This window comes from Mycobacteriales bacterium (assembly GCA_035550055.1).
Classification (GTDB): Bacteria; Actinomycetota; Actinomycetes; order JAFAQI01; family JAFAQI01; genus DASZTV01.
Window position 1 is genome coordinate 17,957 of sequence record DASZRO010000118.1, and the last position, 11,559, is coordinate 29,515.

11 protein-coding genes are annotated in these 11,559 nt (G+C 70.3%); all 11 read left to right on the top strand.

Going from position 1 to position 11,559, the window contains the following annotated elements; genetic code table 11:
* Window positions 1-11: 11 nt before the first annotated feature.
* Complete coding sequence (locus VG899_16965) at window positions 12-1,382, top strand: folylpolyglutamate synthase/dihydrofolate synthase family protein (protein HWA68056.1); 1,371 nt, start codon at window positions 12-14, stop codon at window positions 1,380-1,382.
* A complete protein-coding gene (locus VG899_16970) occupies window positions 1,379-1,732 on the top strand; it encodes a DUF4233 domain-containing protein (protein HWA68057.1) in 354 nt (117 codons plus the stop codon). The genes VG899_16965 and VG899_16970 overlap by 4 nt, the downstream gene beginning before the upstream one ends.
* 66 nt (window positions 1,733-1,798) lie before the next feature.
* The gene (ndk, locus tag VG899_16975; protein HWA68058.1) at window positions 1,799-2,206 is read left to right on the top strand and encodes a nucleoside-diphosphate kinase; all 408 of its coding nucleotides are present in this window, start codon (window positions 1,799-1,801) and stop codon (window positions 2,204-2,206) included.
* 133 nt (window positions 2,207-2,339) lie between these two features.
* Window positions 2,340-3,374 carry a rod shape-determining protein gene (locus tag VG899_16980; protein HWA68059.1) on the top strand — a complete coding sequence of 345 codons (1,035 nt, stop codon included), beginning with the start codon at window positions 2,340-2,342 and terminating at the stop codon, window positions 3,372-3,374.
* A gap of 91 nt (window positions 3,375-3,465) precedes the next feature.
* Window positions 3,466-4,413, top strand: coding sequence for a rod shape-determining protein MreC (gene mreC / locus VG899_16985; protein ID HWA68060.1), 948 nt, complete (start codon window positions 3,466-3,468; stop codon window positions 4,411-4,413).
* Window positions 4,410-4,919, top strand: coding sequence for a rod shape-determining protein MreD (mreD, locus tag VG899_16990; protein ID HWA68061.1), 510 nt, complete (start codon window positions 4,410-4,412; stop codon window positions 4,917-4,919). The genes mreC and mreD overlap by 4 nt, the downstream gene beginning before the upstream one ends.
* A 72-nt stretch (window positions 4,920-4,991) precedes the next feature.
* Window positions 4,992-7,334 (top strand): penicillin-binding transpeptidase domain-containing protein, encoded by a 2,343-nt coding sequence (locus VG899_16995; GenBank protein ID HWA68062.1) that lies wholly within the window; start codon window positions 4,992-4,994, stop codon window positions 7,332-7,334.
* The gene (locus VG899_17000) at window positions 7,331-8,518 is read left to right on the top strand and encodes an FtsW/RodA/SpoVE family cell cycle protein (GenBank protein ID HWA68063.1); all 1,188 of its coding nucleotides are present in this window, start codon (window positions 7,331-7,333) and stop codon (window positions 8,516-8,518) included. The genes VG899_16995 and VG899_17000 overlap by 4 nt, the downstream gene beginning before the upstream one ends.
* A 30-nt stretch (window positions 8,519-8,548) precedes the next feature.
* Window positions 8,549-10,471: a TIGR03960 family B12-binding radical SAM protein gene (locus VG899_17005; GenBank protein HWA68064.1), complete on the top strand. Its 1,923-nt coding sequence runs from the start codon at window positions 8,549-8,551 to the stop codon at window positions 10,469-10,471.
* Complete coding sequence (locus tag VG899_17010; GenBank protein HWA68065.1) at window positions 10,471-11,223, top strand: TIGR03936 family radical SAM-associated protein; 753 nt, start codon at window positions 10,471-10,473, stop codon at window positions 11,221-11,223. The genes VG899_17005 and VG899_17010 overlap by 1 nt, the downstream gene beginning before the upstream one ends.
* 72 nt (window positions 11,224-11,295) lie before the next feature.
* The coding region (locus VG899_17015) for a pyruvate dehydrogenase complex dihydrolipoyllysine-residue acetyltransferase (GenBank protein HWA68066.1) at window positions 11,296-11,559 on the top strand (264 nt) is incomplete at its 3' end.

The following is an 11,559-nucleotide window of genomic DNA, read 5'->3' on the forward strand; positions in this document are numbered from 1 at the left end:
GGCTCGTGAGTATCGGGGAGCACGACGGGGTGTCCGAGGCCGTCGTCGAGGCCGCGGCAGCCGAGCTGGCCCGGGTCGACCACACCCTCGAGAGCCGCTACCCGCAGCGCATGGTCCCCGACCTCGACCGGATCGTCGACCTGCTGGACCTGCTCGGTCAGCCGCAGCGGGCGTACCCGTCGATCCACGTCACCGGGACCAACGGCAAGACCTCGACGTCGCGCATGGCCGACCAGCTGCTCAGGGAGCTCGGGCTGCGCACCGGCCGTCACACCTCGCCCCACCTCGAGCACGTCACCGAACGGATCTGCATCGACGGCGATCCGCTGTCGGCACAGCGGTTCGTCGCTCTCTACGACGAGATCGAGCCGTACGCCGAGGTGGTGGACGGCCGGCACCCGGAACGGGTCACGTTCTTCGAGCTGCTGACCGCGATGAGCTTCGCCGCGTTCGCCGACGCCCCGGTCGACGTGGCGGTCGTCGAGGTCGGGCTCGGCGGCCGCTGGGACGCGACGAACGTGATCAACGCGCCGGTCGCCGTCGTGACGCCGATCAGCCTCGACCACGTCGGCATCCTGGGCGACACCGTCGAGGAGATCGCGGCCGAGAAGGCCGGGCTGATCCACGACGGCGCGACGGTCATCTCGGCACCGCAGCCCGAGGCGGCGGCGCGGGTCCTCGCCGCCCGGGCGCAGGAGGTCAACGCGACGGTGCTGCGGGAGGGCGTCGACTTCGGCGTACGGTCGCGCGCCGTCGCGATCGGCGGCCAGCTGCTCGAGCTCCAGGGGCTCGCCGGGGTGTACGGCGAGGTGTACCTGCCGCTCTACGGCGAGCATCAGGCGAGCAACGCGGCATGTGCGCTCGCGGCGGTGGAGGCCTTCCTCAACGCCCGCGAGCACGGTCCGCTGGACATCGACGCGGTCCGGGCGGCGTTCGCCGCCGTGCGCTCGCCGGGGCGGATGGAGGTCCTTCGGCGCAGCCCGACGGTGCTGATCGACGGCGCCCACAACCCGGCCGGAGCGGCCGCATTGGCGGCCGCACTGGAGGACGCGTTCGGCTTCGACCGGGTCGTCGCGGTGGTGGCGGTGCTCGGCGACAAGGACGCGGTCGGGCTGCTCGAGCAGCTCGAGCCGGTGGTCAGCGAGGTGGTCGTCACCACCAACAGCTCGCCCCGTGCGCTGCCGGCCGACGAGCTCGCCGCCGTGGCGGTCGAGGTGTTCGGCGAGGACCGGGTCGCGGCGACGGCGAGCCTCGACGACGCGATCGAGGCGGCCATCGGTGCCGCGGAGGCCTCCGGCGAGCTGGGCGGGTCCGGCGTACTGATCACCGGATCGATCGTCACCGTCGGCGACGCCCGTCACCTGCTCGGCGGGGCTCGTTGACCGACGAGCGACCGGCCGCGCCGCGCGGGCTCTACGCGATCGGCACCGCCGGGCTGACCATCGAGGCGTTGGTGGTGCTGCTCGCGATCCCCGCGGTGGCGACCGCGCAGCGGGGTCACGTGTCCGGGCTCGATCTCGGGCTGCTGGGCGGGCTGTTCGGGCTCCTCGTGGTCTCGGCCGGTGTCCTGCGCCGGCCCGGCGGCAAGGTGGTGTCGAGCCTGGCGCAGGTGGCGGCGATCGCGACCGGGGTCATCAGCTGGCCGATGTACGTGGTCGGGGTGGCCTTCGCCGGGATCTGGGTCTACTGGCTGCGGCAATGGCACCTACCCCACCCGTCGAGCCCTACGTAAATGGTCTTTCGCGGGCCTTGAAAGACCAACAACGTTGGGCTCGGCGGGGGTGTGTAGCCTCTGCGCGTGGCTGAGCGAACCCTTGTCCTTGTCAAGCCCGACGCCGTACGCCGTGGCCTGATCGGCGAAGTCGTCGGCCGGCTCGAGCGGAAGGGTCTGACGATCGTCGCGCTCGAGCTCCGCACGCTCGACCGGGAGACCGCGAGCAAGCATTACGGCGAGCACGAGGGCAAGCCGTTCTTCGGCGAGCTGGTCGACTTCATCACCGGCGGTCCGCTGGTCGCGATCGTCGCCGAGGGTCACCGGGCCGTCGAGGCGGTCCGCGCGCTGATGGGCGTCACCGACCCGATCGCCTCGGCGCCGGGGTCGATCCGCGGCGACTTCGCCACCGAGATCGGCCAGAACCTGGTGCACGGCTCGGACTCGCCGGAGTCGGCCGCCCGCGAGGTCGGCCTATTCTTCCCCAACCTGTAGCTCGCCCCCGGCGTCTCAGCGACAAATCCGTCATTTCGGTCAGCCGCCATCCCCGGTAGGCTGACCTCGCCCCCGAGAGCTGCCGGATTCACCTCTGGCGCTCGCATTCCCCGATCCGGAAGGCAATCGCCGTATGGCGCAGAACACCAGCGGGTTCCTCGGTCGAGACATGGCTGTGGACCTCGGCACGGCCAACACGCTCGTCTACGTGCGCGGCCGGGGGATCGTGCTCAACGAGCCGAGTGTCGTCGCCATCAACACCAACACCGCCGGGATCCTCGCGGTCGGCACCGAGGCGAAGCGGATGATCGGCCGCACGCCCGGCAACATCGTCGCGATCCGCCCGCTCAAGGACGGCGTCATCGCCGACTTCGAGACCACCGAGCGGATGCTCCGCTACTTCATCCAGAAGGTGCACAAGCGCCGTCGTACGGCGCGTCCCCGGCTCGTCGTCTGCGTCCCGTCCGGCATCACGGGCGTCGAGCAGCGCGCGGTCAAGGACGCCGGCTACCAGGCGGGTGCGCGCAAGGTGTTCATCATCGAAGAGCCGATGGCCGCCGCGATCGGCGCCGGGCTGCCGGTCCACGAGCCGACCGGCAACATGGTCGTCGACATCGGCGGCGGTACGACGGAGGTCGCCGTCATCTCCCTCGGCGGCATCGTTACCAGCCAGTCGATCCGTACCGGTGGCGACGAGCTCGACGCCTCGATCATCGCGTACGTGAAGAAGGAGTACAGCCTGATGCTCGGTGAGCGGACGGCTGAGGAGATCAAGATGGCGATCGGGTCGGCCTTCCCGGCGCCCGACGAGCCGCACGCCGAGATCCGCGGGCGCGACCTGGTCACCGGTCTGCCCAAGACGATCGTGGTGAGCGCGGATGAGATCCGCAAGGCGGTCGAGGAGCCGGTCAACGCCATCGTGGACGCGGTGAAGACGACGCTCGACAAGACGCCGCCGGAGCTGTCCGGCGACATCATGGACCGCGGCATCGTGCTCACCGGCGGTGGTGCCCTGCTGACCGGCCTGGACGAGCGGCTGCGTCACGAGACCGGCATGCCGATCCACGTGACCGACAACCCGCTTAACTCGGTCGCGATGGGCGCCGGCAAGTGCGTCGAGGAGTTCGAGGCGCTCCAGCAGGTCCTCATCAGCGAGCCGCGCCGGTAGCACTGCGCCGGCGAGCTGCTGCGTTCTCTGTCGATAACGTTCGCTTCGCGATGAGAGCAGTTCAGTGAGGAACGCGCGGCGTGCGCGACTGGTGCTGACCCTGCTGCTCCTCACGGCGCTGACGCTGATCACGCTGGACTACCGCTCGGGCTCGCTCGGCGGCGTCCGGAAGGCGTCCTCCACGGTCTTCGGCCCGATCGAGAACGTGATCGACGACGTGGTCCACCCGATCGGCTCGTGGTTCTCCGGGCTGGGCCACCTCGGCAGCTACAAGCACGAGAACGAGCAGCTGCACCAGAAGCTCGCGCAGGCCGAGACGCAGCTGCGGATGACGGCGACCGAACGCGAGGAGTACGCCCAGGAGCGGCAGCTGCTCCACCTCGCTGGGCTCGCGCAGTACACGATCGTGGCGGCGCGGGTCACGGCGTACGGCGCGGCGTTCGGCTTCGAGTCGACGGTGACGATCGACCGCGGGAGCGCCAACGGCATCACCAAGAACGAGACCGTCATCAGCGGCGCCGGACTGGTCGGCCGGGTGGTGAGCGTCAGCCGCAACGACGCGACGGTCCAGCTCGCCAACGACTCCAACTTCACCATCGGAGCCCGGCTGTCGACCGGCACGCTGGCGGTCGGCTCGCTGCAGGGCAACGGTCGCGGCAAGGACATGAGCCTTCAGCTGCTCGACAACACCGTCCGGCTCGCGAAAGGCCAGCAGCTGGTCAGCTTCGCGTCAGGCCCGGGCGGCCCGTTCGTGCCCGAGGTGCCGATCGGCACCATCACCTCGGTGGCTCCCGCCACCGGCCAGCTCGCGCAGACCGCGACGGTCCACCCGTTCGTCTCCTTCGCCTCGCTCGACGTCGTCGCCGTGGTCGTCGGCTCGCCGAAGACCATCCCGCACGACTCGCTCCTGCCGGCCTCCCCGACACCGGCCCCGACCGTCACCGTCACGGTGACCGCCACCCCGGGCGAGACACCGTCGAGTACGCCGGACGCGACCTCGTCGAGCACCCCGACGACGGGGGTGACCACGACGCCGTGATCGCCTCCAGGATCGCGCTGCGCATCGGCGTCGTCGTGGTCGTACTGCTGGCGCAGGTGTGCATCGTCAACCGGATGCACCTGCCGATCGGCACGCCCGACCTGCTCGTCGTCGTGGTCGTCGCCTTCGCGTTGATCGGCGGGTCGCAGCGCGGTGCGGTCCTGGGGTTCTTCGCCGGGCTGCTGGCCGACGTCATGCCGCCGACCGACCACTACGCCGGCGAGCTCGCCTTCTCCTACGCGGTGATCGGCTACGTCGCAGGGATGCTCGACGCCGGCGAGGACAGCTCGGTACCGACGATCATCGGGGTCGTCGCGGCCGCCTCGTTCGGCGTCGTGCTGCTGTTCGCCGCGCTCGGCGACACCCTCGGAAACGCCCGCATCACGGCGAGCGCGACGGCCCACGCGCTCGCCGCAACCGTTGTCTACGATGTGTTCTTGGCGCCGTTCGTTGTCCCGCTCGTCTCCGCCGCGGCCCGCCGGTTCGAGCCAGCCGGATCGCGATAGCGCTCGGTAGTTCGCCCGTTCCGTACCACTGTCCCGCCCGTAGGATCGCCCGACCGGAAGCCTTGCTGCCACGTGCCTGACCGCTCGCGCCTTCGTCTCGTGGTGCTCGGCGTGCTCATCTTCTCCCTGGTCGCAACGCTGCTCGGCCGGCTCTGGTACGTCCAGGTGCTCGACGCGCCCCAGCTGACCCAGGAGGCGTTGAGCCAGCAGGTGCACGACGTCGTCACCCCGGCGCCGAGGGGCGAGATCCTCGACGACACCGGCAAGCCGCTCGTGGACAACAAGCCGGCGCTCGTCGTGTCGGTCGACCGGACGGCGCTGGACCGGCTGCCGCAGGCCGAGGAGGACGCGGTGCTGCACCGGCTGGCCCGCCAGCTCGGCCAGCCGTACTACCTGCTCAACGACGAGACCTCTCCCTGCACGTATCCGACGGTCGAGACCGCGAAGGGCAAGCGGATCGTGGCGGCGCCGGCCGACACGCCCTGGTTCGCCCAGTCCTTCACCCCCTGCAACAAGGGGCTCGCGTATCAGCCGGTCCAGGTCAGTCAGCTGCGCCCGACCCTCGCCGCGGCCCGCAAGGCGCTGCAGATCGAGGAAGAGCCCGAGGAGTACCCGGGCGTGACGGTCGAGCTGACCGCGGTCAGGCACTACCCCGAGCCTGACGGCGCGTACGCCAGCTCGATGCTCGGCTACCTCGGCCCGATCAGCGCCAAAGCGCTGAAGGCGTATCCGGAAAGCGAGCAGCAGATCTACGAGAACGCCCAGGTCGGTGCGACCGGTCTGGAGGCGGAGTACCAGAAGTACCTTGCCGGGACGCCGGGAGTGAAGTCGGTCAGCGTCGACCATCTCGGCGGTGTCCTCGGGACCGTCAAGAACACGCCCCCGATCGCCGGCGACGACGTCGTCACCAACCTCGACGCCGGTGTCCAGGCGACGCTCGAACAGCAGCTTCAGGACGCGATCGCCAACGCCCGTCACTCCGGCTACACCGCCGACTATGCGGCGGGCGTCGTCCTGAACGTCAGGAACGGCGGCGTCGTCGCGATGGCCAGCGAGCCGACCTACCCGCCGGACACGTTCACGCCGAGCGTGAAGACGAAGGTCTACGAGCACCTCCAGCACGAGGAGGGAAACCCGCTCCTGGACAAGGCGTTCCAGAGCGCCAACCCGCCGGGATCGACGTTCAAGCTGATCTCGTCCTCCGGGCTGATCCATGACGGGATGCTCAGCCCGGGTGCCTACTACGACTGCCCGACGTCGTTCCAGGGACACACGAACTTCGAAGGCGAGTCCGGCGCCGGCGACATCCCGCTGCGTACCGCGCTGATCATCTCCTGCGACACCTTCTTCTACGAGCTCGGCGCCTCCGACTGGAACCGGGACCAGCAGCTGATCTCCGAGCACAAGAAGCCGATCGAGGGCGTGCAGGCGATGGCCCACGACTACGGGATCGGCGAGCCGCCGGGCATCGACCTGCCGGCCGACGAGGTGACGTCCGGTCACATCGGCACCCGCAAGAACGCCCGGATCGAGTGGCACGAGCTGCGCCACGACTACTGCCTGGGCGCGAAGAACCCGACGTTCACCGCCGAGCACCGCTACGACGACCGGGCCTACTGCAAGTCCGGCTACATCTTCGAGCAGGGCGACCAGGAGAACGAGGACATCGGTCAGGGCACCGTGCTGGTCTCGCCGCTGCAGCTCGCGGTCGCCTACGCGGCGATGGCCAACGGCGGCACGGTCTTCGAGCCGCGCATCGGGAAGGCGATCGTGAGCCCGACCGGCAAGCTCATCAAGCGCATCAAGGCGCCGGTGCGTGACCACCTGCCGCTCAGCCAGGCCGACCTGGACTACCTGCGCAACTCCTTCTACGGCGTCACCACCTCGACCGACCCGCCCGGCACGGCGGTGTCGGACTTCGCCGGTTTCCCGATGGACAAGGTGCTGGTCGGGGGCAAGACCGGTACGGCGGAGCTGTCCGGCACCAGCCAGGACGGGTCGTGGTTCGCCTCGTTTGCCGGCCCGGCGGGCGGCGAGCCGCAGTTCGTCACCGTGATCGAGGTCGACCGGGCCGACCAGGGTGCGGTCAGCGCGGCGCCGTACGCCCGCAACATGTGGGACGCGATCTACGGGTTCGGCGGCAAGAAGGCGTTGTTCCCCGACGGCGTGCCGCCGGCGAAGCTGCCCAAGATCCAGATCGTCGAGGCGGGGCCGCACAAGCACCACAAGACGGTCAGCCCGTCGACGACACCGGGCACCACCCCGACCAGCACCCCGACTGCGACGGCGACCTCCGCGCCGCCGACGCCGCCGACGTCGACCACCACCTCGACCGCCAGCCCGCCGTCGTCGACGACCTCGGCCCTGGGGCTGACACCGGTGCTGGCCCCCGAGCGACGAAGGCTCACCCGGTGAGCGAGTGGTCGGGCTCGGCGCGGTCAGCACCGATCTCGTTGCGTCACACCACCTCCCTGCGCTCGCGGGCCTTCGATCGCGACTCGTTCGCCCGCCAGCTGGACTGGGTGCTCGTCGCCGCGGTCGCGGCGCTGTGCGTGCTCGGCTGCGCGCTCGTGTGGGCCGCGACCAAGCCGCAGGGTGCCGGCTCGTCGTACCTGAAGAAGGACGTCCTCAACATCCTGCTCGGGCTGGGCCTGGCGACGCTGGCCGCGCTCGTCGACTACCGCACGCTGCGGGCGTACACGCCTGTGCTCTACGGCGCCTCCATCCTCGGGCTGCTGGTCGTCCTGACGCCGCTGGGCAGCACCATCAACGGCGCGCACTCCTGGATCGAGCTCGGGGGCGGGTTCGAGATCCAGCCGTCGGAGTTCGCGAAAGTGGCGGTCGTGCTCGGCATCGCGATGCTGCTGGCCGAGAAACGGGAGAACCGATCCGAGCCGACGCGGCAGGACATCCTGATGACGTTCGGGCTGGCCGGCTTCCCGGTGCTGCTGATCCTGGCGCAGCCCGACGTCGGCTCGGTCATGGTCTTCATGACGATCATCTTCGGGATGATCGTGCTGTCCGGCATCCCCGGACGATGGGTCGGCGGGATGCTGCTGCTGGCGGTCGTCGGCGCGATCATCGTCGACCAGGCGCACCTGCTCCACCAGTACCAGCTCGCCCGCTTCGAGGCGCTGTCGAAGTCGACCAACTCGGCCGCGGCGCAGACCTTCAAGTACAACCAGCAGCAGGCGATCATCGGCATCGGTCACGGCGGCTGGCTCGGCCAGGGGCTCGGCCACGGCTCGCAGACCAACGGTCAGTTCGTGCCCGAGCAGGAGACCGACTTCGTGTTCTCCGTGGCCGGCGAGGAGCTGGGCCTGTTCGGCGCCGGGCTGGTCATCCTGCTGTCCGGCGTCGTGATGTGGCGCGCACTGCGGATCGCGCGCTACGCGCAGGACCAGTTCGGAATGCTGGTCAGCGTCGGGATCGTGTGCTGGTTCGCGTTCCAGATCTTCGAAAACGTCGGGATGAACCTCGGCATCATGCCGATCACCGGTCTGCCGCTCCCGTTCGTGTCCTACGGCGGCAGCTCGATGTTCGCCTCGATGATCGCGGTCGGCCTGCTTCAGAACGTCCGGGTCCGCTCGAACCGGTAGCCGGGCTCCGGCGTACGTAGCCTGGACGTCATGTCAGGGCAGAGCGTGTTCGAGCGGCTCGAGCCGCTGCTGCCGACGGTGCGCAAGCCGGTGCAGTACGTCGGGGGCGAGCTGCACGCCGTGACGAAGGACTGGGAGTCCTGCGACGTCCGCTGGGCGCTGATGTATCCCGACGCCTACGAGGTCGGCCTGCCCAACCAAGGCGTCCAGATCCTCTACGAGGTGCTCAACGAGCGTGACGGCGTCCTCGCCGAGCGGACGTACTCGGTGTGGCCGGACCTCGAGGCGGCGATGCGCGAGCACGCGATCCCGCAGTTCACCGTCGACGCGCACCGGGCGGTCGGCGACTTCGACCTGCTGGGCGTGTCGTTCGCGACCGAGCTCGGCTACACCAACCTGCTCACCGCGCTCGACCTCGCCGGGATCCCGCTGAGCAGCGCCGACCGGGGCGTCGACCATCCGGTGGTCGTCGCGGGCGGGCACGCCGCGTTCAACCCCGAGCCGATCGCCGAGTTCATCGACGTCGCGGTGCTCGGCGACGGCGAGCAGGCGGTGCTCGCGATCACCGACATCGTCCGTGCCTGGAAGGCCGACGGGCGCCCGGACGGGCGCGACGGTCTGCTGTTGCGCCTCGCGACGAGCGGCGTCGGCTACGTCCCGGCGTTCTACGACGTCAGCTACCTGCCCGACGGCCGGATCCAGCGGGTGGTGCCGAACCGGCCGGGCGTGCCGTGGCGGGTCGCGAAACACACGGTGATGGACCTCGACGATTGGCCCTATCCGAAGCAGCCACTGGTCCCGCTCGCGGAGACCGTCCACGAGCGCTACAGCGTCGAGATCTTCCGCGGGTGCACCCGGGGCTGCCGGTTCTGCCAGGCCGGGATGATCACCCGTCCGGTGCGGGAGCGCTCGATCGACACGATCGGCGAGATGGTCCAACGCGGGGTCGCGGCCACCGGCTTCGAAGAGGTCGGGCTGCTGTCGCTGTCCAGCGCCGACCACAGCGAGATCGGTGAGGTCGCGAAGGGGCTCGCCGACGTCTTCGAGGGCTCCAACGTGTCGCTGTCGCTGCCGTCGACCCGGGTCGACGCGTTCAACGTGACGCTGGCCAACGAGCTCTCGCGCAACGGCCGTCGTACCGGGCTGACGTTCGCACCGGAGGGCGGCAGCGAGCGGATGCGCAAGGTGATCAACAAGATGGTCACCGAAGACGACCTGATCCGCACGGTCGCGACGGCGTATGGCAACGGCTGGCGGCAGGTGAAGCTCTACTTCATGTGCGGTCTGCCGACCGAGACCGACGAGGACGTCACGGCGATCGCGGGCGTCGCACGACGGGTGATCGAGACCGGCCGGGTGGCGGCGGGCCGCAAGGACATCCGCTGCACGGTCTCGATCGGCGGGTTCGTGCCGAAGCCGCACACGCCGTTCCAGTGGGCGGCGCAGCTCGACCACGAGACCGTCGACCACCGGCTGCGCGAGCTCAAGGCGGCGGTGGTCGCCGACAAGCAGTACGGCCGCTCGATCGGCCTGCGCTACCACGACGGCCGGCCCTCGATCATCGAAGGCATGCTCTCCCGGGGCGATCGCCGCGTGGCCGCGGTGATCCGGCGGGTGTGGGAGAACGGCGCCCGCTTCGACGGGTGGAGCGAGTACTTCTCCTTCGACGCGTGGGCGGCCGCCGCCGCGGAGGTCTTCGCGGACTCGCCGGTGTCGCTGGACTGGTACACCACCCGCGAGCGGGAGCTCACCGAAGTGCTGCCGTGGGACCACCTCGACTCCGGGCTGGACAAGGAGTGGCTCTGGCAGGACTGGCAGGACGCGATCTCCGAGAGCGAGGTCGAGGACTGCCGCTGGAGCCCTTGCTACGACTGCGGCGTGTGCCCGTCGATGGACACCGAGAACCAGATCGGTCCAACCGGCCGCACGGTGCTTCCGCTCACCCCGGTCTGATGTCGCGGCAACCAGAAGGGCCGCCGCCACCCCCGGTGGTCCAGCGGCTGCGGGTTCGCTACGCCAAGCGCGGGCGGCTGCGCTTCACCAGTCATCGCGACTTCGCGCGGGCCTTCGAGCGCGCGGTGCAGCGTTCCGGCGTACCGATCGCATTCAGCGCCGGGTTCAGCCCGCACCCCAAGGTCTCCTACGCCGGCGCAGCGCCGACCGGGGTCGCCTCCGAGGCCGAGTACCTGGAGATCGGCCTTGCCGAGCCGCGAAGCCCCGAGGAGGTACGCCGGGCGTTGGACACGGCGCTGCCGCCTGGCCTGGACGTCGTCGAGGTCGTCGAGGCCCCGCCGGGCACGACCGCGCTCGCCGACCGGATCGAGGCCTCCCACTGGCGGATCGTGTTTCCCGGCGTCAGCCCCGACGACGCCGACAGCGCGCTCCGGGCGTTCCTGGCGTGCGAGAGCGTGGTCGTCGACCGCCCGACCAAGGACGGGGTGAAGCCGGTGGACGCCAGGGCCGCCGTCGTGTCCGCGGCGGTGTCGAGCGGCGATACGCCTGATCCGGACGTGGCGTGTGCCACACTTGAACTGGTCGTCCGGCACGCAACTCCCGCCGTTCGACCCGACGACGTAGTGACAGCACTGCGACGCGCAGCCGGTCTGTCGACGCCCGTCATCCCCGTGGTGACGCGGCTGGCGCAGGGCCTGCTCGACGCAGAGCTGCCCCTGGACAACGGGGCATTGAAAGACCCGCTGTCCTGACGACCTCGCTCCCGAGCGCGGTGCCGGCGCCCACCAGGGTGACGGCGCTCCCGGGGGCGGACAGGAGAGAACGTGCTCGATGACGAGCGCAGCAGCGACACCACCAGTGACACCGCCGGCGACCTAGCCGACACCCCCGCGCCGCCCAAGCGCCGCGCCGCGCGCCGGCCGGCCGGACCGCCGACACCGTCCGCGGACGCGAGCCCGGCCCCGGCCGAGCCCACCGAGGCCGCCGAGGAGCGTCCCGCGCCGGCCAAGCGCACCCGTAAGAAAGCCGCAGCGGCGGCCCCGGTCGAACCCGCGGCCGACCCCGGCGACGCAAGCGCTGACGAGGCG

Coding starts and splice junctions, on each gene's coding strand:
- VG899_16980 (HWA68059.1), top strand. CDS start 2,340: ATGGCGCAGAACACCAGCGGGTTCCTCGGTCGAGACATGGCTGTGGAC.
- VG899_17005 (HWA68064.1), top strand. CDS start 8,549: ATGTCAGGGCAGAGCGTGTTCGAGCGGCTCGAGCCGCTGCTGCCGACG.
- VG899_17010 (HWA68065.1), top strand. CDS start 10,471: ATGTCGCGGCAACCAGAAGGGCCGCCGCCACCCCCGGTGGTCCAGCGG.